The 22,843-nt window shown below is 68.8% G+C and carries 25 protein-coding genes; 9 read left to right on the top strand and 16 right to left on the bottom strand.

Going from position 1 to position 22,843, the window contains the following annotated elements:
• Nucleotides 1-6 precede the first annotated feature (6 nt).
• The 3 genes from P3W75_RS15240 to P3W75_RS15230 form a co-directional block, all read right to left on the bottom strand.
• Complete coding sequence (locus tag P3W75_RS15240; protein ID WP_276228196.1) at nucleotides 7-2,466, bottom strand: TonB-dependent siderophore receptor; 2,460 nt, start codon at nucleotides 2,464-2,466, stop codon at nucleotides 7-9.
• Between the two features lie 119 nt (nucleotides 2,467-2,585).
• Nucleotides 2,586-3,539, bottom strand: a complete 954-nt coding sequence (locus tag P3W75_RS15235; protein ID WP_276228195.1) for a FecR domain-containing protein — start codon at nucleotides 3,537-3,539, stop codon at nucleotides 2,586-2,588.
• On the bottom strand, nucleotides 3,536-4,051 hold the full coding sequence (locus P3W75_RS15230) for a sigma-70 family RNA polymerase sigma factor (protein ID WP_276228194.1): 516 nt from the start codon (nucleotides 4,049-4,051) through the stop codon (nucleotides 3,536-3,538). The genes P3W75_RS15235 and P3W75_RS15230 overlap by 4 nt, the downstream gene beginning before the upstream one ends.
• A gap of 207 nt (nucleotides 4,052-4,258) precedes the next feature.
• On the opposite strand from P3W75_RS15230, the gene mug reads away from it, so the two are divergent.
• Entirely contained in the window at nucleotides 4,259-4,783 is a 525-nt protein-coding gene (gene mug / locus P3W75_RS15225) for a G/U mismatch-specific DNA glycosylase (RefSeq protein ID WP_276228193.1), read from the top strand.
• 45 nt (nucleotides 4,784-4,828) lie between these two features.
• Here mug and P3W75_RS15220 read toward each other — a convergent pair whose 3' ends face one another.
• The 3 genes from P3W75_RS15220 to P3W75_RS15210 all read right to left on the bottom strand — a co-directional run bounded on the left by P3W75_RS15220 (nucleotide 4,829) and on the right by P3W75_RS15210 (nucleotide 7,165).
• On the bottom strand, nucleotides 4,829-5,089 hold the full coding sequence (locus P3W75_RS15220; protein WP_276228192.1) for a hypothetical protein: 261 nt from the start codon (nucleotides 5,087-5,089) through the stop codon (nucleotides 4,829-4,831).
• Between the two features lie 329 nt (nucleotides 5,090-5,418).
• Nucleotides 5,419-6,609, bottom strand: coding sequence for an MFS transporter (locus tag P3W75_RS15215; protein ID WP_276228191.1), 1,191 nt, complete (start codon nucleotides 6,607-6,609; stop codon nucleotides 5,419-5,421).
• A gap of 52 nt (nucleotides 6,610-6,661) precedes the next feature.
• Nucleotides 6,662-7,165: a GNAT family N-acetyltransferase gene (locus tag P3W75_RS15210; RefSeq protein ID WP_276228190.1), complete on the bottom strand. Its 504-nt coding sequence runs from the start codon at nucleotides 7,163-7,165 to the stop codon at nucleotides 6,662-6,664.
• Between the two features lie 156 nt (nucleotides 7,166-7,321).
• On the opposite strand from P3W75_RS15210, the gene P3W75_RS15205 reads away from it, so the two are divergent.
• Both P3W75_RS15205 and P3W75_RS15200 read left to right on the top strand, forming a co-directional pair.
• Nucleotides 7,322-7,753: a GNAT family N-acetyltransferase gene (locus P3W75_RS15205; protein WP_276228189.1), complete on the top strand. Its 432-nt coding sequence runs from the start codon at nucleotides 7,322-7,324 to the stop codon at nucleotides 7,751-7,753.
• A 28-nt stretch (nucleotides 7,754-7,781) separates the two neighbouring features.
• Complete coding sequence (locus P3W75_RS15200; protein ID WP_276228188.1) at nucleotides 7,782-7,976, top strand: hypothetical protein; 195 nt, start codon at nucleotides 7,782-7,784, stop codon at nucleotides 7,974-7,976.
• 18 nt (nucleotides 7,977-7,994) lie between these two features.
• Here P3W75_RS15200 and P3W75_RS15195 read toward each other — a convergent pair whose 3' ends face one another.
• From P3W75_RS15195 to P3W75_RS15170, 6 genes are all read right to left on the bottom strand, one after another.
• Nucleotides 7,995-8,510, bottom strand: coding sequence for a thioredoxin family protein (locus P3W75_RS15195; protein WP_276228187.1), 516 nt, complete (start codon nucleotides 8,508-8,510; stop codon nucleotides 7,995-7,997).
• 56 nt (nucleotides 8,511-8,566) lie between these two features.
• Nucleotides 8,567-8,986 (bottom strand): cupin domain-containing protein, encoded by a 420-nt coding sequence (locus P3W75_RS15190; RefSeq protein ID WP_276228186.1) that lies wholly within the window; start codon nucleotides 8,984-8,986, stop codon nucleotides 8,567-8,569.
• 176 nt (nucleotides 8,987-9,162) lie between these two features.
• Nucleotides 9,163-10,677, bottom strand: a complete 1,515-nt coding sequence (gene ilvA, locus P3W75_RS15185; RefSeq protein ID WP_430765379.1) for a threonine ammonia-lyase, biosynthetic — start codon at nucleotides 10,675-10,677, stop codon at nucleotides 9,163-9,165.
• An 11-nt stretch (nucleotides 10,678-10,688) separates the two neighbouring features.
• A complete protein-coding gene (locus tag P3W75_RS15180) occupies nucleotides 10,689-11,117 on the bottom strand; it encodes a YybH family protein (protein WP_276228184.1) in 429 nt (142 codons plus the stop codon).
• A 208-nt stretch (nucleotides 11,118-11,325) separates the two neighbouring features.
• The gene (locus P3W75_RS15175; protein WP_276228183.1) at nucleotides 11,326-12,213 is read right to left on the bottom strand and encodes a Dyp-type peroxidase; all 888 of its coding nucleotides are present in this window, start codon (nucleotides 12,211-12,213) and stop codon (nucleotides 11,326-11,328) included.
• A gap of 64 nt (nucleotides 12,214-12,277) precedes the next feature.
• Nucleotides 12,278-12,871 carry a DedA family protein gene (locus P3W75_RS15170; RefSeq protein WP_276228182.1) on the bottom strand — a complete coding sequence of 198 codons (594 nt, stop codon included), beginning with the start codon at nucleotides 12,869-12,871 and terminating at the stop codon, nucleotides 12,278-12,280.
• A 366-nt stretch (nucleotides 12,872-13,237) separates the two neighbouring features.
• Here P3W75_RS15170 and P3W75_RS15165 point away from each other — a divergent pair, with 366 nt between their 5' ends.
• Nucleotides 13,238-14,701 carry a sodium:solute symporter family protein gene (locus tag P3W75_RS15165; protein WP_276228181.1) on the top strand — a complete coding sequence of 488 codons (1,464 nt, stop codon included), beginning with the start codon at nucleotides 13,238-13,240 and terminating at the stop codon, nucleotides 14,699-14,701.
• 171 nt (nucleotides 14,702-14,872) lie between these two features.
• Here the strand turns inward: P3W75_RS15165 and P3W75_RS15160 are convergent, their stop codons facing one another.
• Nucleotides 14,873-15,235: a GFA family protein gene (locus P3W75_RS15160; RefSeq protein ID WP_276228180.1), complete on the bottom strand. Its 363-nt coding sequence runs from the start codon at nucleotides 15,233-15,235 to the stop codon at nucleotides 14,873-14,875.
• Nucleotides 15,236-15,400: 165 nt separating this feature from the next.
• Between P3W75_RS15160 and P3W75_RS15155 the strand changes: the two genes are divergently transcribed.
• The 4 genes from P3W75_RS15155 (at nucleotide 15,401) to P3W75_RS15140 (ending at nucleotide 19,407) form a co-directional block, all read left to right on the top strand.
• Nucleotides 15,401-16,591 (top strand): MFS transporter, encoded by a 1,191-nt coding sequence (locus P3W75_RS15155; RefSeq protein WP_276228179.1) that lies wholly within the window; start codon nucleotides 15,401-15,403, stop codon nucleotides 16,589-16,591.
• A gap of 24 nt (nucleotides 16,592-16,615) precedes the next feature.
• On the top strand, nucleotides 16,616-17,419 hold the full coding sequence (gene dkgB / locus P3W75_RS15150) for a 2,5-didehydrogluconate reductase DkgB (RefSeq protein ID WP_276228178.1): 804 nt from the start codon (nucleotides 16,616-16,618) through the stop codon (nucleotides 17,417-17,419).
• Between the two features lie 75 nt (nucleotides 17,420-17,494).
• Nucleotides 17,495-18,259, top strand: a complete 765-nt coding sequence (locus P3W75_RS15145; protein WP_276228177.1) for an SDR family oxidoreductase — start codon at nucleotides 17,495-17,497, stop codon at nucleotides 18,257-18,259.
• 248 nt (nucleotides 18,260-18,507) lie between these two features.
• On the top strand, nucleotides 18,508-19,407 hold the full coding sequence (locus P3W75_RS15140; protein WP_276228176.1) for a LysR family transcriptional regulator: 900 nt from the start codon (nucleotides 18,508-18,510) through the stop codon (nucleotides 19,405-19,407).
• 15 nt (nucleotides 19,408-19,422) lie between these two features.
• Here P3W75_RS15140 and rhtA read toward each other — a convergent pair whose 3' ends face one another.
• On the bottom strand, nucleotides 19,423-20,319 hold the full coding sequence (gene rhtA / locus P3W75_RS15135; RefSeq protein WP_430765378.1) for a threonine/homoserine exporter RhtA: 897 nt from the start codon (nucleotides 20,317-20,319) through the stop codon (nucleotides 19,423-19,425).
• A gap of 41 nt (nucleotides 20,320-20,360) precedes the next feature.
• On the opposite strand from rhtA, the gene P3W75_RS15130 reads away from it, so the two are divergent.
• Nucleotides 20,361-20,963 carry a helix-turn-helix domain-containing protein gene (locus tag P3W75_RS15130; RefSeq protein WP_276228174.1) on the top strand — a complete coding sequence of 201 codons (603 nt, stop codon included), beginning with the start codon at nucleotides 20,361-20,363 and terminating at the stop codon, nucleotides 20,961-20,963.
• A gap of 87 nt (nucleotides 20,964-21,050) precedes the next feature.
• Here P3W75_RS15130 and phnX read toward each other — a convergent pair whose 3' ends face one another.
• Both phnX and P3W75_RS15120 read right to left on the bottom strand, forming a co-directional pair.
• Complete coding sequence (gene phnX, locus P3W75_RS15125; RefSeq protein ID WP_276228173.1) at nucleotides 21,051-21,878, bottom strand: phosphonoacetaldehyde hydrolase; 828 nt, start codon at nucleotides 21,876-21,878, stop codon at nucleotides 21,051-21,053.
• Between the two features lie 55 nt (nucleotides 21,879-21,933).
• Nucleotides 21,934-22,843 (bottom strand): 2-aminoethylphosphonate--pyruvate transaminase (locus tag P3W75_RS15120; protein WP_276228172.1); only part of this gene is annotated, 910 nt, incomplete at its 5' end.

The following is a 22,843-nucleotide window of genomic DNA, read 5'->3' as shown; positions in this document are numbered from 1 at the left end:
GGCCACTCAGAAGTTGTAACTGAGCGAAGCCGTCACGTTGCGCGACGGGCCGTAGAAGCCGGAGCCGCCACTGTACAGGCTCATCAGGTACTTGCGGTTGCCGAGGTTGTTCAGGTTCAGCGACGTGCTCCAGTGCTTGTCGATCTCGTAGCTGCCCATCAGGTCGAGCAGCGCGTAGGCGTTCTGCCGCACGCGGCTGTCGTCGTCGAGCTGGATCGCGCTCTGCCAGGACACCCGGGTGCCGACCTTGGCCTGGGGCAGGCCCGGCAGCTGGTAGGTCAGGCTGCTGCGCAGGCTGTGGGTGGGCACGTACTGGCGGGCCTTGTGGCCGTCCGGGTCCTCGATGTGCACGTAGGTGTAGCCGCCCTGCAGTTGCAGGCCGGGGGCCAGCAGGCCGCTGGCTTCCAGTTCGACGCCGCGGCTCTTGAAGTCCTCGCCGTTGTAGACGGTCTCGCCGCCGGGCAGGCTCTGGTCGGTGGCTTCGGCGACGTTGCGCTGGTCGGTCTTGAACAGCGCGGCCGAGACGCTCAACTGGTCGTCGAGCAGGCTGCCCTTGATGCCGGCCTCGTAGCTCTTGCCCTCCAGCGGGTCGAGCACCTTGCCGTTGGCGTCCATCACGTACTGCGGGTTGAATATCTTGGTGTAGCTGGCGTACAGCGAGTACTGCTCGTTGAGGTCGTAGACCACGCCGGTGTAGGGCGTCACCTCGCCGTGGATGCGCACGTCGCGGGCGCTGCCGTAGTCGACGCCGTCGCTGTCGACGCTGAGCATGCGCGCGCCGAGAATCCAGTGCAGCTGGTCGGTGAGGTTCAGGCGAGTGCCGGCGTAGACACTCTTCTGCCGGTCGGTGAAGCGCGCCATCTCGATGGTGTCGTTGGTGTAGGTCAGGCTCGGCCTGGGCACCGCGCCGCTGAGCGTCTGGCCCAGGTCGGCGTCCATGAACTCGTCTTCGTTGTTGTAGTAGCCACGGTCATTGTGCCGCGAACGCCCGTAGTCCACGCCCAGGGTCAGGTCGTGCTGGCGCCCGCCGAGGCTGAACGGGCCGCTGAGCTGCGCTTCGCCGAGCAGCTGCTTCTCGCCGGAGTGGCTGTGGCTGGGGTCGGCCAGCCAGGGCGTGTCGGCGTCGTTGGCCATCAGGTAGTACATGTCGGCCTGCTGGCTCTGGTCGACGCCGGTGACGCTGAGCTTGCCCTTCCAGCCGCCGCCGAAGTCGTGGGCCAGCTCGGCGAAGGCGCGCTGGGTGTGCACGTCCCAGTAGGTCCAGTCCTGGCCGATATTGGCGCCGCGACGGCTGTAGTGGATCAGGTTGCCGGCGTAGTCGGTCAGCGGCAGCGCGCCCCAGCTGCTGCCATTGGAATTGCTCTTGTTGTCGGAGAAGCCGACGGTGAGGGTGTCCGCCTCGGTGAGGTCGAAGGCGAGCATGCCGCTGAGCACGTTCTTCTCGTGGGAGTAACGGTCCAGGTAGGAGTTGCCGGTTTCGTTGGCGTAGATGAAGCGCCCGCGTACCTTGCCCGAATCGACCAGCGGGCCGGAGGCGTCGAGGTCGACGCGACGGGTGCCCCAGGAGCCCACCGACAGCTTCACCTGCGCCTGCGGCGTGTAGGTCGGGCGCTTGCGGATGAAGTTGACGGTCGCCGAGGGGTTGCCGGTGCCGCTCATCAGGCCGTTGGCGCCGTGGAGGATGTCGACCTGCTCGTACTCGGCCAGGTCCAGGTCGCCGCTGAGCAGCCCGGCGCTGAACGGCGAGCCGATGCCGTCGTACTCGAAGTTGTTGATGTCGAAGCCGCGCGAAGTGAAGTTGGTGCGGTCGGTCTCGTACTGCTCCACCGTCACCGAGGGCGCGCTGCGCAGGGCGTCCTTGACGCTGTTCAGGTTGAAGTCGTCCAGTTGCTGGCGCGACAGCGTGGTCACGCCCTGCGGGGTTTCCCGTGGGGTCAGGCCCAGGCGCGTGGTGCTGCTGTCGCTCAGTTGCTGGTAGGCGCTCGACTTGCCGGCACCATCGGCGCTGCCCTGGATCACCGTCTCGGGCATGGCCAGGGCGCCGGCACCCTTGCCGACCACCGTTTCGGCCGGCATCTGCAAGGCCGCGTTCGAGCCGGCGCCCTGCAGCGCGTAGATGCCCTCGCCGCGCTGCACCAGCTGCAGGCCGCTGCCGCGCAGCAGCTGGCGGAAGCCATCCTCGACGCCGTAGCGGCCCTGCAGGCCCGAACTGTTGCGCCCGGCCAGCCGGGCCGGATCGAACACCAGCTGCACCCCGGCGCGAGCCGCGAAGCGCGCCAGCACATCGCTCAGCGCGCCGCCGCCGATGGCGTAGTCGCGCACGGCCTCGGCGGCCATGGCCACGCCCGAGGCCAGCGGTAGCAGCGCCAGCGCGGCGCCGCCCAGGGTGGCGGAATGCACCGCCGCCGCCAGGGCCAGGTGGGTGAATCGGCGGTTGGCGGAATGCCGTGGGTACTTCGAAACCATGCTCGTTGCCATCCTTCAGGCCGCGCGTCGCGCGGGCGCTCACCCCTCCCCACGAGGCGTGTTCACCCTCTATCCCGGACGAGTCGGAAAAAGTGCTCAGGGGGAAGCGGAGTTTTTTTCTAGCGGGCCGCCACGTTCACCCAGTAGCGGCTCATGCGCGTGACTCGCACCGGCAGGGTCAGCTCCAGGGCAGACAGCGCCTGGTCGGTATCGGCCACCGACAGCGCGCCGGATACGCGCAGCCCGGCCACTTCCGGATCGCAACGCAGCAGCCCGTGGCGGTAACGCGCCAGCTCCGCCAGCACCTCGGCCAGCGGCTGGTCGCGGGCCACCAGCATGCCCTGCTCCCACAGCGCGGCGCTGTCGTCCACCGGCGCGCTACGCAGCACCCCACGCGCGTCGAACCAGGCCTGCCGCCCGGCCGCCAGGCGCAGCGCCGGGCCGGCCTGCGGGCGAATCTCCACCGCGTGCTCGAACACCGCCACCAGGCACTGGCCGCCCAACTGGCGGACGCTGAAGCGCGTGCCCAGCGCCTCCACCACGCCCTGCTCGGCGGCGACCAGGAACGGCCGGCGCGGCGCCACGCTATCGGGATGGGTGGTGATCAGCACCTCGCCGTCGCGCAGGCGCAGGCGCCGGGCCTTGGCGTCGAAACCGATATCCAGGGCCGAACCGGTGTTCAGCACCACCTGGCTGCCGTCGGCCAGGGTCAGCGCCTTGCGCTCGCCGGTGGCGGTACGGGCGTCGGCCATCCAGCTTTCCCAGGGGCTGCTGCGCGCCACCAGCCAGCCGGCCGGCGCGGCCATCAGCAGCGTGCCGAGCAGGCGCAGGGCGCGCCGCCGGCTCAGGCCGTCCAGCCGCTGCAGGGTGCGGCGGCCGACTTCCGTGGGCACGGCGTCGAAGGTGCCGAACACCCGCTCGGCGCGCGACCAGGCCTCGCGGTGCGCGTCGCTCTGCCCGCGCCAGCGCTCGAAGGCCTGGCGCTGCGCCGCATCGGGCGCGTCGAAGCGCAGGGTCAGGACCCAGTCGGCCGCCTCTTCGAGCAGCCGCGCCTCGGCCTCCGCACGACTCATGCCTCGCAAGCCGTCATGCAGGCCACCAGGGCCTTGTGCAGGTGCCGGCGCACGCTGATCAACGCCATGCCGGTGCGTTCGGCGATCTGCTTCAGCGTGAGCTCATGGAACTGCGCCAGCAGGAACACCTCGCGGGTCTGCGCGGGCAGGCCGTCGAGCATCGCGTCGATGCGCAGCAGCGCCTCGACGATCAGCCAGTGCGCCTCCGCCGAAGGCACCTCCGCCTCCGGCAGGTGGGCGATGGCCTCGCGGTAGGCGCGCTCCACGTCCTGGCGACGCCAATGGTCGATCACCAGCCCCTTGGCCACCTGCATCAGGAAGCGCCGCGCGTCGACCGGCTGCGGCATGCGCCCGGAGCTGAAGATGCGCAGGTAGGTGTCCTGGGCGAGGTCCGCCGCGTCCGGGGCGTTGCCCAGGCGCCGACGCAGCCAGCCGAACAGCCAGCCGTGATGCTCGCCGTAGAGGCGCTCCAGCACGCCGGCCGGCGAATCCTGGGACTGAGCGGGAAACATGCGCGGGGTTCCTTGGCGCGGACGCCGGGAAGGTGAAAATGAGAAAGCGTCTCATTTTATTTCAAGACGACAGGATTTCACAATCCGTTCACCCGCCATGTGATAGTGCGGCGAAGGCCAGCATGATCGGCGCGCCCTCTTCTCATGGGCCCCCACCCCAGGCAAGCTCAGCGAAATGCCTGTAGCGCACTGATACTGGAGAGAGAAATGCCGGGCGATCGCCTCGAAGACATCGCCACCGAAGGGCTCGCGGTGCTGTTCTGCGGCATCAATCCGGGGCTGAGTTCGGCGGCCCGGGGGCAACACTTCGCCAACCGCAGCAACCGCTTCTGGCGCACCTTGCACCTGGCCGGTTTCACCCCCGAGGAACTGCGCCCGGAACACGGCCGGGAAATCCTCCGTTACCACTGCGGGCTGACCACCGTGGTCGAGCGCCCCACCGCCGGCGCCGACGAACTCTCCCGGCAGGAATTCAGCGACGCGGCCAGTGCATTCGAACGCAAGGTCGTCGGCTATGCGCCGCGCTTCGTGGCCTTCCTGGGCAAGGCCGCGTACGCGGCGCTGACCGCCCAGCGCGACATCGCCTGGGGCCGCCAGGCAGCGTGCTTCGGGAATGCGGCGGTGTGGGTTCTGCCCAATCCCAGCGGGCGCAACCGCGCATTCAGCCTCGAACAATTGGTGGCGGCGTATCGTCAACTCTATCTCGCCGCTGCGCCGGGCTCGCAGCCATGAACGAAACCCCGGACGGGCGCACATGGCGCCCGCCCGGAGCGGCTTTCAGCGGCGCTTCTCGTCGGCCAGCTTGTACAGATGACGGGCCTCCGCCGCCAGGGGGACCAGGGCGGCGGCCAGGCGCACCTGGAGATGCTTCAGGGGCAGTTCGTCCGGGCAGTCCTCCAGCAACAGCAGCAGGTCCTCCAGGGCGCTGAGGCGACGGGCCGCGGCGGCATGGAGGTGCGCCGCCGGCGCGTTGGGGTTGACGTAGAGGACGTCGCTGCACGGCATGGTGTCCGGCGCCAGGGGGATGAGATCACGCATGGCGGACCTCCTTGGCGAGGGTGCGGGGGACTACGGTACTCGGGTGCAGCACAAGGTGATGGGAGAAATCGTGCATGTTCCGTTGCTCCTTGAATGGGAAACAGGAGCCGCCATCCGCAAGGCAGAGGCGGACCGTGCAAGGGTAGGAATGCCGGGCATCGGAACAGCTGGCAGGCTGACGTCGCCTGGCACGGCCCGACTTCCCTACGCCCCACCACGGAAGAGCCGTGGCCTTCGGAATCTACGAAGGCCCACCGTAAGGCTTCAAGGCAGTTTCCGTGACGGAAGATTCACCCACTGGCGTACGAATCCCCTTGGCAACGAGTTGCTCATTTAGCAATTTGCGGCGCCGGCAAGGCCGCGCCCAGGCGGTAGAACACTCCGCCGGCGACGACGAAGGCGCCGAGCATGGCGAACATCCAGTGCGCCGGCAGGCTCGCCAGGACCCAACCGCAAAGCACCGGGCCGAGGGCGCCGCCGAGGTTGGAGAGGTTCTGCGCGGCGTAGTACATGCCACGCAGCGGCTGCGGGGCGATGCGGTCGATGAACATGTATTCGGCGGGAAATACGATGATCTCGCCGAGGGTGAACACCGTCATCGCCAGCACCCAGTGCGCCACGCTGCCGGACAGGCCGAAGCCGATCACCCCGGCCAGGAACAGCGCCAGGCCGGCCAGCAGCCAGGTTTCCAGGTGGCGCTCGTCGATGCGCCGGCCCAGCGGGTACTGCAGGGCGATCACCACCAGCGCGTTGACCGCCACCACTGTGCTGATGATGTCGTAGGCCGCCTCGGCGCTCTGCGTGGTCACCAGGTACTGCGACAGGTAGGCGGTGAACTGGCCGAACACCACCGCGCTGAGCACCCCGCCAAGGCTGAAGCAGACCAGCCGGCGATCTTCCAGCAGCACCCGGCCGACCGCCAGGAAGGCAACCGGCGCCTGCGCCGCCGGCCGCGAAGCGCGTTCGCCGTAGCGCAGGTACAACAGCAGGAAGCCCAGCCCCAACAGCGCCGAGACCACGAACGGCAGCTTCGGCTCCCAGCGCGCCAACCCGGCGCCGAGGAACGGCCCGAGGGCATAGCCGACGTTGATGAAGGTGTAGCGGATGGAGAACGCGCGGCTCTGCTCGCCGGCCGGCAGCAAGCGGCCGAGGGAGGCCTTCACCACCACGTCGACCGCCGAGTAGGCGAAGTTGAACGCCACCAGGAAGGCGAAGAACAGCCAGAGCTCGGCCGCGAAACACATGCCGACGAAACCGGCGATGAAGCAGACGCTGTAGGCGAGGATCAGCCGGTGGCTGGACAGCCGGTCGGTCAGGTAGCCGCCGTAGAGGCTCAGCACGGCGCCGGCGATCAACGCGCCGCCGACCACCAGGCCGATGTCGCCGACCCGCAGGCCGAAACTCGACGACAGGTACACCACCAGGAACGGCAGGCTGATGGCGCGCCCGAGGGTCAGCGCGAAGGTGGCGCAGAACAGCAGGTTGACCGACCGCGGGTAGCGCTTGAGGACCGCGAACATCCAGGTTCACTCGGCAGAGGCAGGTAGGCGCCTCAGCCTAGCACGGGCGCCTTCAATGGACCGCCGGGGTGATCAGGTAGCTCAGCAGCTGCTCGTCGTCGCCCGGTTCGATGGCCTGCACCGGGCGCGGCAGGTCGCGCAGCACCGCGCTCCAGAAGGCCGCTGCAGTCTTGTCCTGGCGGTAGAAGCGCACCAGCCAGGCGTCGTCGCCGGTGGTCAGCACCTGTTCGGCCATGGCGCGGGCGATGCCCCGGCGGCGGTACTTCTTGAGCACGAACAGGTCGGCCAGCTCCAGGGCGTCGATGCCCGGCAGCTCGCTGCCCTCGACCAGCAGGAAACCGGCGATGAAGCCGTCGACCAGGATCAGGTTGGCGCTCCACTGCGGCTCCTGCCAGTAGCGCGCCAGGTGCTCCTCGTGGATGTAGAAGCGGCCGTCCACTTCGACGTCCTCCTCTTCCCAGTCGGAGGTCTCGTAGGCGTAGTACTGGTAGAGGTTGCGGATCAGCTCGATGTGCTCGGGGCCGGTCCGCACCAGTTCGAGGGTGTCGGCGCTCATCGGCGGTTCTCGCGGTCGTGGGGCATGGTCGTGGGGTTCTCGGCGCGGGCGGGCGCGCATTCTTCAGCAAAACGCCCGCCGGTGCCAGCGCGCCACACCGGACAAACGCCCTGCCTCCCCTCTAGACTAGGCGCTTTCCGTCCGCCAGGAGGCGCCATGTCGCACGCCAGCTATCAGTTCACCCTCGGGCTCGACCCCCAGGCCAAGGCCGTGGTCGAGGAAGGCCTGCACGTCTACAACCTCGAGCAGATGGGCAAGCCCTCGCGCTACGACGACTTCGAGCTCTACGCCCGCGACGAGGCCGGCCAGGTGGTCGGCGGGATGTTCGGCTACTCGGGCATGGGCTGGCTGTACGTCGACTACCTGTGGCTGGACCCGCAGCAGCGCGGCGCCGGCCTGGGCGCGCAACTGCTGGCGCTGGCCGAGGACGAGGCGCGGCGCCGGGGTTGCGTCGGGGTCTTCCTCTACACTTACAGCTTCCAGGCGCCGGGCTTCTACAAGAAACAGGGCTTCGAGCTGATGGGCGTGCTGGAGGATTGCCCGCCGGGGCACCAGCGTTTCTACCTGAAGAAGCGCCTGGCGGCCTGACCGCGTTCGGCCATGGAGGGCCCGCGCCATGGACTTCCTGTTAGAACTTCTGACCGAAGTCGTCTGCTACAAGGTGGGCTTCTTCGTGCTCAAGTGCGTGACGCTGGGCCGCTTCCAGGGCAAGAGCAGCTACTGGGACGGGCTGGTGTCGCTGGTGGGCGGAGTGGTGCTGCTTTCGCCGCTGATCGGCTGGATCGCCTGGCTGATCGTCACCGACGCCTGATCGCGGGGCGCCCTCTCGTCAACCCGCCCTGCCCTCCGCAGCCTCGAAGATCGCCAGCAGGTCGAGGACGGTGCTCTCCAGGTAATCCCCCGCGCGGTAGGCCGGCTTCACCGCGTCCCAGCCGGCGATCACCGCCTGCGGGCGTTCGATGAAGCGGCCGACCAGCTGGAACTGCGCGTCCAGCACCGCCACCACCGGGATGGCGATGCGCTCCAGGCCCAGGCGCTGTTGCAGGTCGTCTTCGGCGCGACCCTTGGAGATCAGCGCGAGGCCCACGCGCGGCTGCTGGCGGCACAGCCAGTCCAGCGCGGTGACGTTGATATGGCAGTCCGGGCACCACATCTCCCCGGCCACCAGCAGGTGGTAACGGCCCTGCACGGCGGCCAGGCGCTCGCGGGTGGCCGGGCCGATGCAGGCCGGGTCGGCGAGGCGTTCGCGCGCGGCCTGCACGCCGGCGATTTCTTCCGCCAGGCCGTGGGCGACGAAGGCCTCGAAGGGTTCGCCGATGGCGACGAGTTCAGCATAGCTGGCCATGGGGATGCTCCGCTGTGGGTCGATCGGCGCATCCCAGCAGAAATGGCCGGCGGCGTCTATCGCTTGAGCGGGGTCAGCGCCGGCGCCTGCTCGTCCAGCAGCAGCCACACCAGCAGCTTCGCCGGCTTGCTGGCGCTGGCGTTGCGCGACACCAGGTGCGGTGTGTTGGCCGCCTCGAACCAGGACTGGCCGGCCTTGTAGGTCACCGGCGGCTGGCCTTCCAGCTGCGAGACCACCGCGCCTTCCAGCACGTAGGCGAAGACCGCGCCGGCGTGCGCGTGGGGCACCGACGCCTGGCCGGGCTTGTAGCTGACCTCGATCATCAGGCCCTTCTTGCCCGGCGCGTCGGCCAGGGCGTGTTCCTGCAGGGTGGTGATCTTCTCGTGCTCGCCACTGGCGTCGTGGGCCAGGGCCGGCAGCGACAGCGCCAGGACCAGGCCGGCGAACAGCAATGGAAGGGGTTTGCGGATGGACATGCGGCTGCTCCTCGGGCCTGCGGCCCCTGCGGGTTCCCGGGGCGCTTCGACGCCCCACGCCACCAAGCTACGCCCGGCGCCGCTCAGGCCCAATAGCCAATTCCGGGAGGTTTCACCAGGCCACTGGCGTGGCGCGCCATCCCAGTCATGATCGCGGCGCTGGACTTCGACCCGGCCTAGCCGATGAACAGCCGGTAGGCCGGGTTCTCGCTTTCGTCCCAGTAGCGGTAGCCGATGCCGTCGAGCACCGCGTCCAGCTCGCCGCGCTCGTGCTCGGGCACCTGCAGCCCGGCCAGCACGCGGCCATCGGCGGCGCCGTGGTTGCGGTAGTGGAACAGGCTGATGTTCCAGCGCCCGCCCAGCTGGTCGAGGAAGTTGAACAGCGCGCCGGGGCGTTCGGGGAATTCGAAGCGCAGCAGGCGCTCCTGCTCCACCTGCGGCGCGCGGCCGCCGACCATGTGGCGGATGTGCAGCTTGGCGGTTTCGTTCTCGGTCAGGTCCAGCACCGGGAAGCCCTGCCCGCGCAGCTGCGCCACCAGCGCCTGGCGCGGGTCGTTCTGCGGGTGGGTCTGGATGCCGACGAAGATCTGCGCTTCCTCGCTGCGGTTGTAGCGGTAGTTGAACTCGGTGATCTGGCGCTTGCCCACCGCCTCGCAGAAGGCCTTGAAGCTGCCCGGCCGCTCGGGGATGGTCACTGCCAGGATGGCCTCGCGCTGCTCGCCCAGCTCGGCGCGCTCGGCCACGTGGCGCAGGCGGTCGAAGTTGATGTTGGCGCCCGAGTCGATGGCCACCAGGGTCTGCCCGGCCGCGTCGTCGCGGGCCACGTACTTCTTGATCCCGGCTACGGCCAGGGCGCCGGCCGGCTCGGTGATCGAGCGGGTGTCGTCGTAGATGTCCTTGATCGCCGCACAGATTTCGTCGCTGCCGACGGTGATGACCTCGTCCACGTAGTGGCGGCACACCTCGAAGTTGTGCGCGCCAATCTGCGCCACCGCCACGCCGTCGGCGAAGATGCCCACCTGCGGTAGCACCACCCTTTCGCCGGCGGCCAGCGCGGCCTGCAGGCAATTGGAATCGTCCGGCTCGACGCCGATCACGCGGATTTCCGGGCGCAGGTATTTGACGTAGGCGGCGATCCCGGCGACCAGGCTGCCGCCGCCCACCGGCACGAAGATGGCGTCCAGGCGCCCCGGGTGCTGACGGAGGATTTCCATGGCCACGGTGCCCTGGCCGGCGATCACGTCGGGGTCGTCGAACGGCGGCACGAAGGTGTAGCCGTGCGCCTCGACCAGTTGCAGCGCGTGGGCCAGCGCCTCGGGGAAGGCATCGCCGTGCAGCACTACCTTGCCGCCCCGGGAGAGCACACCCTGCACCTTCAGCTCGGGGGTGGTGCGCGGCATGACGATGGTCGCGCTCACGCCCAGCTCCTTCGCCGCCAGCGCCAGGCCCTGGGCGTGGTTGCCGGCGGACGCGGCGATCACCCCGCGCCCGCGCTCCTCCATCGTCAGCTGCGCCAGCTTGTTGTAGGCGCCGCGAATCTTGAAGCTGAACACCGGCTGCAGGTCCTCGCGCTTGAGCAGCACCTGGCAGCCGAGGCGCTCGGACAGCTGCCGCGCGGGTTGCAGCGGGGTTTCGATGGCCACGTCGTAGACCGGCGCGGCGAGGATCTTGCGCACGTATTCCTTGAGCAATGCGTCCTGGCTCATACGCGCGCCTCGCGGGTTCGGCCGGCGGCCGGCAGGGAATCGAGCACCTCGGTGCCGTAGGCGTTGTCGACCGCGCAGCGCCACTGGCCGTCGGCCTCGCGGCGGAACACGTAGGTGGCCTTGCGCGCCTGCACCTGCGGGCCCTCGTCGGTCTCCCCGGCGACCAGGGTGCGCGCCAGCACCAGCGCGGTATCGCCGGCCTCGAGCACTTCCATGGTGGCCTGGCGAACCTGCAGGCTGCCGTGGAAGAACTGGTCGATGGTTTCGAAGGCGCGGCGGATCTGCGCCTTGCCGCAGACGCTGAGGCCCGGGCGCAGCACCAGGGTGGCGTCGTCGGTGTAGAAGTCCATGAGCGGGTCGAACTGCCGGGCGTTGATCAGTCGATCCGCCTGTTCGATGGCCTGGGTCACGCGGTGGGAGGTCATTGCCTGTCTCCTGCTGGGCTCTTCGTTTCGGGGCCCTGGAGACAGTGATGAAAAACCCGCCTCGAGGGCGGGTTCTGTGGACGTCGGCTAACCCGCCAATGACGTAATGGCGGTAATAATGATTCGGCCGAAGTTCAGGGTTGTGCGGGTCATGGCGGCCAACTTAGGCGATGCCGACGGGCGCCGTCAAGTGCCGGCGCCCATTCCCTCAGGCGCCCAGCAGCGCGCCGAGGTCCAGCGCGGCGCCGTTGCGCGGCGGGCACCAGTAGTAGCCGCCGGTGAGCGGGCGACTGAAGCGGTAGAGGGCGTCGACGATGCCGTCGTCCAGGCCACTCATGCGCCGCAGCTGCGCCTCGAAGGCGTCCAGGCCGTGGCCGAAGGCGAGGAACATCAGGCCGGCGTCGGCGCCCGCGGTCCAGGGCATCGAGCGGCGCACCACGAAGGCCTCGGGCTCGAAGCTTTCCTGGGCGGTGCGCTTGACGTGGGCGGACTCGGGGGCGTCGTCCAGCTCCTCGTTGTCGCGCTTGCGGCGGCCGATGATGTCGTCCTGCTCGGCCTGCGGCAGCGCGGCGAACGCCTGCAGCTGGTGGCGCCATTGCTGGATGGCGGCGAAGCTGCCGCCGTCCAGGCCGGCGCCGGCGCCGGCGACGATGGCCGCCGCCACGGCGTCCTCGTCCTGCGGGTTCTCGGTGCCGTCCTCGTAGCCGGTCAGGTCGTGGCCGCTGCCGTGGCGGAAGGCTTCCACGCTGTCCACCAGCACCAGTGCCGGAGCCAGTTCGCGCTCCAGTTCGTGGCTGCGCAGCAGCAGCTCGCCGCGCTCCGTGCCGCGCAGCCAGAGCCACAGGGCATGCTGGGTGGAGGGGTTGTCGACGCCCGCGCCGGACAGCGCCGGGAACGCGCGCAGCCCGTCGATCTCGCGGCCCAGGGCATGCACCAGCGACGCCCCGAAGCCGACCACCAGCGCCTCGCCATCGGCCAGCCGCAGCAGGCGGTCGAGGGCGGCCGGCAGTTGCCCGGCGTCTTGCAGGTCGAAGAACAGGTGACGGGCCTGGGCGGGCACCGGGGTGGCGAGAATGCCGGGCTGGTAGAGGCTCATGGGGCGTCCTTGTGCAAAAAGCCGCGATTCTACTGGCTGCCGGCGGTTTTCCATACCCGCCGTGTCAATGCGACATGCCCGCGGCCCTCTCCCGCCGCGCGCGGCGCCAGCGCAGCAGCAGGGCCACGCCCAGCGCCAGCAGCGCCACCCCGCCGAGGATCGCCAGGCGGTACGGGCGCAGGTCGCCGAGCAGCCGCTCCAGCAGGTTGCCGGCCCAGTAGCCGGCGCCGCAGAACAGCAGCGCCCAGGCACCGGCGCCGAGCAGATTGGCGAGCAGGAAGCGTCCCGGCGGCACGCCGCTGGCGCCGATCGCCAGCGGCCCGGCCAGGCGCATGCCATAGAGGAAGCGCACGGCGAACACGGCCAGGAACGGGTGCCGGCCGATGAGTTCGCTCAACCGCTGCAGTGCATCGGTCTGGCGGCGCAGGCGCGGCAGCAGCTGGCTGCCGCCGCGCCGGCCGACCCAGTACAGCGCCTGGTCGCCGAGCAGGCCGCCGAGCATCGCGCAGCCCAGCACCGGCCAGAGCTTCAGCAAGCCCTGGTGCACCGCCAGGCCGGCGAGCAGCAGCAGGCTTTCACCCTCCAGCAGGCAGCCGACCAGCACGGCCCAGTAGCCGTAGTCGGCGAGCAGGTGGGAAAGGTCGGGGTGGGAAGGCATGGCCACAGCCTAGACTAGGCGGTCACGAAACGCCCTTTGGGTCAGCATTTTCCGTCCGGGCGTTGTTGTTATCGAACACCACCTGTCAAATATTTCTGACTACCGGCACATTGCAACCCCAATAAATCAAACGATTAGACGAATCAAGCCGGTACGCCTGTCATTTTTTTCATTCAACCCCTCTGTAATCGTTTGACATATTTTACGTCTTTGGCAGACTGCTCGCCCGTCGCGAACCGGCCGGCAGCCCTCCCTGCCCGCCGACCCGGTGCGAGCCGGGCCGCCAAGTCCAAAAACAAAAACCTGCCAACCTGCGCCTCCCTACCCGCCAAGCGCAGTTGGCCAGCCAATGGAAAGAACGAACAAATGCTGATCTGGTTTGTCGGGATCTATCTGCTGATCACGGTCATCGTCGGCTTCTACGCCGCGACCCGCGTGCACAACTCCTCGGACTACGCAGCGGCCGGCCGCAGCATGTCCTTCCCCCTGGTCGTGACCATGGTGTTCGCCACCTGGTTCGGCTCCGAAGCGGTTCTGGGCATTCCCGCCACCTTCCTCCAGGAAGGCTTCGCCGGGATCATCGAAGACCCCTTCGGTTCCTTCGGTTGCCTGATGCTGGTTGGCCTGGTGTTCGCCCGCCCGCTGTACCGCCTGAACCTGATGACCATCGGTGACTTCTTCCGCAAGCGCTTCGGCCAGCACGTGGAAATCTTCACCAGCCTGGTGATCATCATCTCCTACATGGGTTGGGTCGCCGCCCAGCTGACCGCCCTCGGCGTCTGCTTCAGCGTGCTCTCCGACGGCGCCATCACCACCACCCAGGGCATGCTGCTGGGTACCGTGATCGTGCTGCTGCACACCCTGTTCGGCGGCATGTGGTCCGTGGCCCTGACCGACTTCCTGCAGATGATCATCATCGTCTGCGGCCTGTGCTACCTGGTCTGGCTGATCGGCGACATGGCCGGCGGCCCGCAGGTGGTGATCAGCCACGCCGCGGCCGAAGGCAAGTTCCACTTCCTGCAGGGCACCTCGGCCAAGGACATCGTCGCCTTCCTCGGCGCCGCCGTGACGATGATGTTCGGCTCGATCCCGCAGCAGGACGTGTACGCCCGGGTGATGTCGGCCAAGACCGAGAAGATCGCCTCGCGCGCCACCATGACCGGTGCCTGCTGCTACATCGTGTTCTGCATGCTGCCGATCTTCCTGACCTACGCCGCGTCGATGATCGACCCGCAGATGGTCCAGCACTGGCTGAACGAAGACGCCCAGCAGATCCTGCCGCACCTGATCATGGAGCGTACCCCGATGTTCGCCCAGATCATGTTCTTCGGCGCCCTGCTCTCGGCGATCATGTCCTCGGCCTCCGGCGCCCTGCTGGCGCCGTCGGTGACCCTGACCGAGAACATCCTCAAGCCGATGCTGCCGAAGCTGACCGACCAGCAGGCGCTGAAGCTGATGCGCGCCAGCGTACTGGGCATGACCATCGCCACCTGCGTGTTCGCCCTGTACTCCAACGCCAGCATCTACGAGATGGTCGGCAACGCCTACAAGGTGACCCTGGTCGCCGCCGTGGTACCGCTGTTCTTCGGCCTGTTCTGGAAGCGCGCCACTACCCAGGGCGCCCTGACCGCGATCGCCTGCGGCCTGATCGGCTGGATCTCGCTGGAGATGGGCCACCAGGAAACCGACTTCTGGCCGCCGCAGCTGGTCGGCCTGATCTGCAGCGCCTTCGGCATGATCATCGGCTCCCTGGCCCCGCAGTTCAGCAAGAACCACGGCGACCACACCGAGACCCTGACCGCCCAGGCCGCTGCCGCCGCCGCGAACTGAGTCGTCCGCTCCACGAAAAAGCCCCGCCTCGGCGGGGCTTTTTCTTTTCCGGGGTCGCGCCGGCCACGTCGCGGGGGTGACGCCGGCGCCCGCGAAAGGCACGACCTCCCATAGGAGCGAGCTTGCTCGCGAACCGCCCAGCCGCACATCCGTTCGCGGGCAAGCTCGCGCCTACACGGGCCCGTCGACCAGCGTGCGGCGCTTGCCGTCGACGCTGCGCAGCGGCAGCGAGGCCGGATCGAAGCCGTCGATGCAGCAGGCGTTCACGCTGAGCTGGGTCGGGTCGCTGCGCCGCTGGTGGTACATATAGATGCCGCACTGCCCACAGAAATAATGCAGGGCCACGCCGCTGTTCCAGCGGTACAGGCGCAGCGCCTCGGCGCCACGGGTGACCTGCAGGTTGTCGCGCGGCACCGTGGCCATCAGCGCGTTGCGCTTGCTGCACAGCGAGCAGTCGCAGCGGATCAGTTCGTCCAGCTCGGCGTCGAAGGCAATGGCCACGGCGCCGCAGTGGCAGCTTCCGGTGTAATGCATGGCGGTTCCTCCCGAATCGAGGGCAAAGGATAGCCTAACCGGTAATTCGTGACTTCAGATCAAATATCCTTTGTCGCAGCCTGCGTTTTTCTCAGCAGTGCTTCTCCGGACAATGCGCCCCACTGCCACTCACTTCCGGCGCATCCCACCCCACTGGAGCAAGCCATGCCCCTCGCCCTGCTGGCGCTGACCCTCAGCGCCTTCGCCATCGGTACGACGGAGTTCGTCATCGTCGGCCTGATCCCCACCGTCGCCGGCGACCTCGGCGTCACCCTACCCTCCGCCGGCCTGCTGGTCAGCCTCTACGCCCTCAGCGTGGCCATAGGCGCGCCGCTGCTCACCGCACTCACCGGCAAGGTGCCGCGCAAGGCCCTGCTGGTCGGCCTGATGGCGCTGTTCACCATCGGCAACCTGGTGGCCTGGCGGGCACCCAGCTATGAAGCGCTGATCGTCGCGCGCATCCTCACCGGCCTGGCCCACGGGGTGTTCTTCTCGGTCGGCTCGATCATCGCCACCAACCTGGTGAGCAAGGACAAGGCCGCCAGCGCCATCGCCACCATGTTCAGCGGCATGACCGTGGCCTTCGTCACCGGCATCCCGCTGGGCACCTTCATCGGCCAGCACTTCGGCTGGCGCACCACCTTCCTGGTGGTGGCCGCCTTCGGCCTGGTGGCGCTGCTCGGCGCCCTGCTGTTCGTACCGAAGAACGTCCGGCACAACCCGCCGGCGCCGCTGCTGCGCCAGGCCCGCGTGCTGCTGCAACCGCGCCTGCTGTTGGTCTACGCGATGACCGCGGTGGGCTACGGCGGCTCGCTGATCGCCTTCACCTTCCTCGCGCCGATCCTCCAGGACCTCGCCGGTTTCAGCCCGAACATGGTCGGCCTGGTGCTGCTGGCCTACGGTGTATCGGTGGCCGTGGGGAATATCTGGGGCGGCCGCCTGGCCGACCGCCAGGGCCCGGTGAGCGCGCTGAAGACCATCTTCCTGCTGCTGGCCGCGGTGCTGCTGGTGCTGACCTTCACCGCCCCGCACCCGGCGCTGGTGGTGCTGACGGTGCTGGCCTGGGGCGCGGTGGCCTTCGGCAACGTGCCCGGCCTGCAGGTCTACGTGGTGCAGCAGGCCGAGCGGGTGGCGCCGGAAGCGGTGGACGTGGCCGCCGGCTTCAACATCGCCGCCTTCAACCTCGGGGTGGCCGGCGGCTCCTGGGGCGGCGCCCTGGTGGTCAGCCACCTGGGCCTCGGCCACACGCCCTGGATCGCCGCGCTGGTGACCCTCGGCGCCTTCGCCCTGACCGTACTCAGCGGCCGTCTCGACCGCCGCAACGACAACACCGAAGCCGCTTTCGCGGCCCACTGAAGCACGATCGACAAGGAGATTCCCATGAGCATTCCCGCCCTCGGCCTCGGCACCTTCCGCCTCAAGGACCAGGTGGTCATCGACTCGGTTTCCACCGCCCTCGAACTGGGCTACCGCGCCATCGACACCGCGCAGATCTACGGCAACGAAGCCGAGGTCGGCCAGGCCCTGGCGGCCAGCGGCGTGGCCCGCGGCGAGCTGTACCTGACCACCAAGATCTGGACCGAGAACCTGTCCCGCGACACGCTCATCCCGAGCCTGGAAGACAGCCTGCGCAAGCTGCGCAGCGACTACGTCGACCTGCTGCTGATCCACTGGCCGTCGCCCGGCGGCCTGGTGCCGGTGGCCGAGTACATGCAGGCCCTGGCCGAGGCCAAGGCGCGCGGCCTGGCCCGCGAGATCGGCGTGTCGAACTTCACCCTGGCGCTAATGCAGGAGGCCATCGACGCGGTCGGCGCCGGCGAGATCGCCACCAACCAGGTGGAGCTGCACCCCTACCTGCAGAACCGCAAGGTCGCCGAATTCGCCCGCCAGCACGGCATCCGCATCACCTCCTACATGACCCTGGGCTACGGCAAGGTGCTGGGCGACCCGGTGATCGGCGCGATCGCCGAACGCCACGCCGCCACCCCGGCGCAGGTGGTGCTGGCCTGGGCCATGCAACTGGGCTACGCGGTGATCCCCTCCTCCACCAAGCGCGCCAACCTGGCCGGCAACCTCGCCGCCCGCGAGCTGCGCCTGAGCGACGCCGACCTGGCCGCCATCGCCGCCCTGGATCGCGGCGAGCGCATCACCAGCCCGGCCGGCCTGGCCCCGGCCTGGGACTGAAGCCGGCGGCTTGCGCTGCGGCCACGGCACGGGTAAATGTCGTGGCCGCACATTCATTCAGACAGGAGCAACCCCATGGATCTCGGAATCGCTGGACGCTGGGCGCTGGTCTGCGCGGCCAGCAAGGGCCTGGGCAAGGGCTGCGCCAAGGCGCTGGCCGGCGAAGGCGTGAACCTGGTGATCAACGCCCGCGGCGCCGAGGCGCTGGAAGCCACCGCTGCGGAACTGCGCCGGCACAACCCGGCCATCGAGGTTCGCGCGGTGGCCGGTGACGTCGGCAACGCCGAGGTGCGCGCGGCGCTGCTGGCGGCCTGCCCGCAGGTGGACATCCTGGTCAACAACGCCGGCGGCCCGCCGCCCGGCGACTTCCGCGACTGGGGCCGCGAGCAATGGCTGGCGGCGCTGGAGCTGAACATGCTCACCCCCATCGAGCTGATCAAGGCCACGGTGGACGGCATGGCCGAGCGCGGCTTCGGCCGGGTGGTGAACATCACCTCGTCGGCGGTGAAGGCGCCGATCGACATCCTCGGCCTGTCCAACGGCGCGCGCAGCGGTCTTACCGGCTTCGTCGCCGGCCTCGCCCGCCAGGGCCGCCTGGCTTCGCGCAACGTCACGCTGAACGCGATCCTGCCCGGCTCCTTCGACACCGACCGCCTGCGCAAGGGCCTGGGCGACGACCAGGACAAGCTCGGGCAGTGGCTGCAGGCGATCCCCGCCGGGCGCTTCGGCACGCCGGACGAGTTCGGCGCCTTCTGCGCCTTCATCTGCAGCGCCCACGCCGGCTACCTGACCGGGCAGAACCTGCTGCTCGATGGCGGCGCTTATCCGGGGACGTTCTGACCTTTCGGGGCGTGCGTGAATCGCGGCCATGGGCCGCTCCTGCGAACGCAACACGGCACTATCCTGTAGGAGCGGGCCATGCCCGCGATTTCGCGGACCAGGTCCGCTCCTGCAATTCCGCTCAGGCCCTGGCTTTTGCTCCTGGGATTTCCAGAGGAACCTCCGCGCACGCCCAAGCGCTGCGCCACGCCCGGACAACAAGACGCCGCCCCCCATCCGCGGGGATGACGATTGATGGAAAGACCGCGATGAAAGTCCAATCCGAAGAACTGCGCACCTTCATCACGGTGATCGACAGCGGCTCGATCACCGCCGCCGCCGACCAGCTCGGCCTCACCGCCTCGGCGGTGAGCCGGACCCTGGCGCGGCTGGAAGACAAGCTCGGCACCACCCTGCTCAACCGCACCACGCGGCGCATGAAGCTCACCGAGGAAGGCCAGTTCTTCCTCGACAGCGCGCGGCACATCCTGGGGCAGATGGAGGAACTGGAGGAGCGCCTGGCGCTGCGCCGGCAGAAGCCGTCCGGGCGCCTGCGGATCAACGCCGCCTCGCCGTTCATGCTGCACGCCGTGGTACCGCACATCGACGCCTTCCGCGCGCAGTACCCGGACATCGAGCTGCAGTTGAACACCAACGACCTGAACATCGACCTGCTGGAACAGAGCACCGACATCGCCATCCGCATCGGCACCCTCAGCGATTCGACCCTGCACGCCCGGCCCCTGGGCAGCAGCCGGCTGAACCTGCTGGCCAGCCCGGCCTACCTGCAGCGCCACGGCGCGCCGCACAGCGTCGAGGAACTGGCGCGGCACAGCCTGCTCGGCTTCACCCAGCCGGAGAGCCTGAACATCTGGCCGCTGCGCCACGCCGGCGGCGAGAGCCTGGCGATCACCCCGAACCTGTCCGCCTCCAGCGGCGAGACCCTGCGCCAGCTGGCCCTGGCCGGCCAGGGCATCGCTTGCCTGGCGGGCTTCATGACCTGCCAGGACATCGCCGCCGGGCGCCTGGTCAAGGTGCTGAGCGGCGACGTGCGGGAAACCCACCAGCCGATCAACGCCGTGTACTACCGCAACTCGCAGCTGGCGCTGCGCATCCAGTGCTTCCTCGACTTCATCCAGGCGCGGTTGGCGGCCACGCTGGAGCCCTGACCCTGAAAGCCTGAATCAGTCCGGCACCGGCGCGCTCAGCGCCGGCTGCTTCGGCTGGCTGCTCAGGGTGGTGCCGACCGAGGCGACGATGATCGCGGCGATGGCCAGCCATTGCAGCGAGGTCAACTGCTCGCCGAGGAATACCAGCCCGGACAGCGCGCCGAAGGCCGGCTCGATGCTCATCAGGGTGCCGAAGGTGCGCGCCGGCAGGCGGTTCAGCGCGATCATCTCGAGGGTATAGGGCAAGGCGCTGGAGAGCACCGCCACGCCGAGCAGCGCCGGCACCAGGTGCAGGTCCAGCAGCGCGGTGCCGGCATGGGCGATGCCAATGGGGGCGATGCACAGCGCGGCGATGCTCACGCCCAGGGCCGCCGTCTCGGTGCCATGGTCGCTGCCGGCGCGCTGGCCGAACAGGATGTACAGCCCCCAGCAAACCCCGGCGCCCAGCGCCAGGGCGGCGCCGGTCGGGTCGACGCCGTGGCCGAGGTCGCCGATCGGCAGCAGCAGCCAGAGGCCGAACACGGCGATGGCGATCCACAGGAAGTCGATCGGCTTGCGCGAGAAATACAGCGCCACCGCCAGCGGCCCGGTGAACTCCAGCGCCACGCCGATACCCAGCGGCACGGTGCGCAGGGCCATGTAGAACATCAGGTTCATGCCGCCCAGGGTGATCCCGTAGGCCAGCAGCGGGCCCCAGGATTTGCGCGGGATCGGCTTGCTCCACGGGCGTAGCAGCGCCAGCAGGATCACCGCCGCGAACAACAGGCGCATGGCCGTCACGCCCTGGGCGCCGAGCACCGGGAACAGGCTCTTGGCCAGGGACGCCCCGCTCTGGATCGAGGCCATGGAGACGATGAGCACGGCGACCGGCAGGAACAGCGTGGCGAAACGGGAACGCGGCATGGAAGGCAGACCGAAAAGTTGAATTGCAGCCAGGTACCTGGCGTATGCTTATGCGCAACATAATGCGCAAAATCGGTCGAATGAGCAATATATTGCCCACCCCCAGCGAACGCCCCAATGTCCTCGTCCACGTCGCCGACAACGTCAAGGCGCTGCGCCGCGCCGCCGGCCTGAGCCAGGACGCCCTGGCCAAGGGCGCCGGCGTCAGCCGGCGGATGCTGGTGGGCATAGAGGGCGGCGACACCAACGTCAGCCTGGCCACCCTCGACCGCATCGCCGCGGGCCTGGGCGTGACCTTCGCCGACCTGGTGCGCGCGCCGCAGACCGGCGACCTCTCGCGCATCGACGTGGTGGCCTGGGCCGGGCGCCGCGCCGACAGCCGCGGCACCCTGCTGGCGAGCACCCCGGCAGGGCGCCAGGCCGAGCTGTGGCACTGGTCGCTGGCGCCGGGCGACCGCTACGACGCCGAGCCCGACGCCGAGGGCTGGTACGACATGGTCTATGTCATCGAGGGCAATCTGACGCTGGAGATTGGCGATCAGCGTTGGGAGGTGGCTTGCGGGGGCTTCCATGTGTTCAAGAGCAACCAGCGGTTTTCCTACCGGAACCTGGGGGATGGGTTGCTGCGTTTTGTGCGCAATGTGGTGAATTGAGAGCGAGCAAGCTCGCGCCTACGAAAAGCCCCCACCCTGCAACGAAAAAGACCCGCCGAAGCGGGCCTTTGTCGCATACCGAAAGCCTCAGAAGCTCTGCGGCATCTCGCCCCGCGCCAGGCGCGCGTTGATGTCGGCGACCACCGCCGGCAGCTCGACGATGGTGTCGATCAGGTAGTGCGGGCGCGAGCCTTCGAACATCCGGCCGATGCGCTGGCGCTCCTGCTCCAGTTTGTCGGCCGGTAGCGCCTGGTACTGCTCCCAGGTCAGGCCCAGGGCGTTGCCCGAGCAGGTCAGCGCCACGGTCCACATACCGGCGCGGCGGCCTTCGAGGATGCCCGGCCAGGTGTCGTCGACCTTGACACAGGCGGCCACGTCGTCGATGCCCAGGGCGATCACGTTGGCCAGCGCCTGGGCCGGGTGCGGGCGGCCGTTGGGCACTTCGTCGGTGGCCACCACGTGGTCGGCTACGTAGCCGTTGGTCTTCGCCAGGGCGACGACCTTTTCCATCACCACCACCGGGTAGCCGGAGCAGGAGCCGATCTTCAGCCCGCCCTGGCGCAGCGAGGCGATGGCGTCGAGGGCGCCGGGGATCAGCGCCGAGTGCTCGGCGATCTTCTCGATCTGCAGCGGCATGAAGCGTTCGTAGATGGCGGTGACGTCGTCGTCGCTCGGCGCGCGGCCGAACTTGGCCCGGTAGCGCTCGGCGATGGCCGGGATGTCGCACAGGGTGCGGATGTGGTCCCACTTGCCCATGCCCATCGGGCCGCGGGCCTCTTCCAGGCTGACCTGCACGCCGAACTCGGCGAAGGCCTCGACGAAGATCTGGGTCGGCGCGAAGGAGCCGAAATCGACCACGGTGCCGGCCCAGTCGAGCACGACGGCTTGCAGTTGCTTGGGTTGTTCGTAGTTCATCGGGGGCGATCCTGTCTGGCTGGGCGCAGGCAGTGCCTGCGCCGGGAAAAGGGGTTCAGATCTCGAAGACTTCCATCTCGCGCAGGCTCTCGGCGATCGCCGCCACCGCCTCGCGCATGCCCTGGGCGCCGACCTGGCCGATGCAGCCGACGCGGAAGGTTTCCACCTGGGTCAGCTTGCCCGGATAGAGGATGTAGCCCTTCTCGCGCACCCGGCCGTAGAACTCGCTGAAGCTGTAGCGCGCGTCGCGCGGGGCGTGGAAGGTGACGATGATCGGCGCCTGGATTTCAGCCGGCAGGAAGCTGCGGAAGCCGAGCTTGGCCATCTCGTCGAGCAGAGTCTGGCAATTGTTTGCGTAACGCTGATGACGGGCCGCGAGACCGCCCTCCTCGCCGTACTGGGTCAGCGCCTCGTGCAGCGCGGCGACCACGTGGGTCGGCGGGGTGAAGCGCCACTGGCCGGTCTTGGCCATGTAGGCGTGCTGGTCCTGCAGGTCCATCGACAGGGAGTGGCAATTGCCGGCGCTGGCCGCCAGCGCGCTGTTGCGGGCGAAGACGAAGCCCATGCCGGGCACGCCTTCCAGGCACTTGCCGGAGGCGGCGATGAGCGCGTCGAAGGGCACCTTGCGGGCGTCGATGTCGAGGGCGCCGAAGGAGCTCATGGCGTCGATGATCAGGCGCTTGCCGTGGGCCTCGATCACCTTGGCGATGGCTTCCAGCGGGTTGAGGATGCCGGTGCTGGTCTCGCAGTGGATCAGCGCCACGTGGGTCACGGCCGGGTCGGCGGCGAGCAGGCGGTCGACGTCCTCGGCGGTGGTCGGCACGTCCTCTTCGGTCTCGAAGGTCGTGAAGTCGCGGCCGATCACCTGGCAGATCTTCGCCAGGCGCTTGCCGTAGGCGCCATTGATCAGCACCAGCACCTTGCCGTCGCGCGGCACCAGGGTGCCCACCGCGGCTTCCACCGAG

The organism is Pseudomonas citronellolis, assembly GCF_029335315.1.
GTDB classification, from domain to species: domain Bacteria; phylum Pseudomonadota; class Gammaproteobacteria; order Pseudomonadales; family Pseudomonadaceae; genus Pseudomonas; species Pseudomonas citronellolis_A.
Note: the sequence above shows the minus strand (reverse complement) of the source record. Positions and strands in the feature narration are given on the sequence as shown.

What these genes read in the sequence shown, in the direction of transcription:
- P3W75_RS15240 (WP_276228196.1), bottom strand. Translation starts at nt 2,466, where the DNA reads ATGGTTTCGAAGTACCCACGGCATTCCGCCAACCGCCGATTCACCCAC.
- P3W75_RS15210 (WP_276228190.1), bottom strand. Translation starts at nt 7,165, where the DNA reads ATGAGCGCCGACACCCTCGAACTGGTGCGGACCGGCCCCGAGCACATC.
- dkgB (WP_276228178.1), top strand. Translation starts at nt 16,616, where the DNA reads ATGAGCATTCCCGCCCTCGGCCTCGGCACCTTCCGCCTCAAGGACCAG.
- P3W75_RS15215 (WP_276228191.1), bottom strand. Translation starts at nt 6,609, where the DNA reads ATGTTCGCGGTCCTCAAGCGCTACCCGCGGTCGGTCAACCTGCTGTTC.
- P3W75_RS15175 (WP_276228183.1), bottom strand. Translation starts at nt 12,213, where the DNA reads ATGAGCCTCTACCAGCCCGGCATTCTCGCCACCCCGGTGCCCGCCCAG.
- P3W75_RS15205 (WP_276228189.1), top strand. Translation starts at nt 7,322, where the DNA reads ATGTCGCACGCCAGCTATCAGTTCACCCTCGGGCTCGACCCCCAGGCC.
- P3W75_RS15220 (WP_276228192.1), bottom strand. Translation starts at nt 5,089, where the DNA reads ATGCGTGATCTCATCCCCCTGGCGCCGGACACCATGCCGTGCAGCGAC.
- P3W75_RS15235 (WP_276228195.1), bottom strand. Translation starts at nt 3,539, where the DNA reads ATGAGTCGTGCGGAGGCCGAGGCGCGGCTGCTCGAAGAGGCGGCCGAC.
- P3W75_RS15230 (WP_276228194.1), bottom strand. Translation starts at nt 4,051, where the DNA reads ATGTTTCCCGCTCAGTCCCAGGATTCGCCGGCCGGCGTGCTGGAGCGC.
- P3W75_RS15160 (WP_276228180.1), bottom strand. Translation starts at nt 15,235, where the DNA reads ATGCATTACACCGGAAGCTGCCACTGCGGCGCCGTGGCCATTGCCTTC.
- P3W75_RS15140 (WP_276228176.1), top strand. Translation starts at nt 18,508, where the DNA reads ATGAAAGTCCAATCCGAAGAACTGCGCACCTTCATCACGGTGATCGAC.
- P3W75_RS15200 (WP_276228188.1), top strand. Translation starts at nt 7,782, where the DNA reads ATGGACTTCCTGTTAGAACTTCTGACCGAAGTCGTCTGCTACAAGGTG.
- phnX (WP_276228173.1), bottom strand. Translation starts at nt 21,878, where the DNA reads ATGAACTACGAACAACCCAAGCAACTGCAAGCCGTCGTGCTCGACTGG.
- P3W75_RS15170 (WP_276228182.1), bottom strand. Translation starts at nt 12,871, where the DNA reads ATGCCTTCCCACCCCGACCTTTCCCACCTGCTCGCCGACTACGGCTAC.
- P3W75_RS15195 (WP_276228187.1), bottom strand. Translation starts at nt 8,510, where the DNA reads ATGGCCAGCTATGCTGAACTCGTCGCCATCGGCGAACCCTTCGAGGCC.
- mug (WP_276228193.1), top strand. Translation starts at nt 4,259, where the DNA reads ATGCCGGGCGATCGCCTCGAAGACATCGCCACCGAAGGGCTCGCGGTG.
- P3W75_RS15130 (WP_276228174.1), top strand. Translation starts at nt 20,361, where the DNA reads ATGCGCAACATAATGCGCAAAATCGGTCGAATGAGCAATATATTGCCC.
- P3W75_RS15190 (WP_276228186.1), bottom strand. Translation starts at nt 8,986, where the DNA reads ATGTCCATCCGCAAACCCCTTCCATTGCTGTTCGCCGGCCTGGTCCTG.
- P3W75_RS15165 (WP_276228181.1), top strand. Translation starts at nt 13,238, where the DNA reads ATGCTGATCTGGTTTGTCGGGATCTATCTGCTGATCACGGTCATCGTC.
- P3W75_RS15180 (WP_276228184.1), bottom strand. Translation starts at nt 11,117, where the DNA reads ATGACCTCCCACCGCGTGACCCAGGCCATCGAACAGGCGGATCGACTG.
- P3W75_RS15145 (WP_276228177.1), top strand. Translation starts at nt 17,495, where the DNA reads ATGGATCTCGGAATCGCTGGACGCTGGGCGCTGGTCTGCGCGGCCAGC.
- P3W75_RS15155 (WP_276228179.1), top strand. Translation starts at nt 15,401, where the DNA reads ATGCCCCTCGCCCTGCTGGCGCTGACCCTCAGCGCCTTCGCCATCGGT.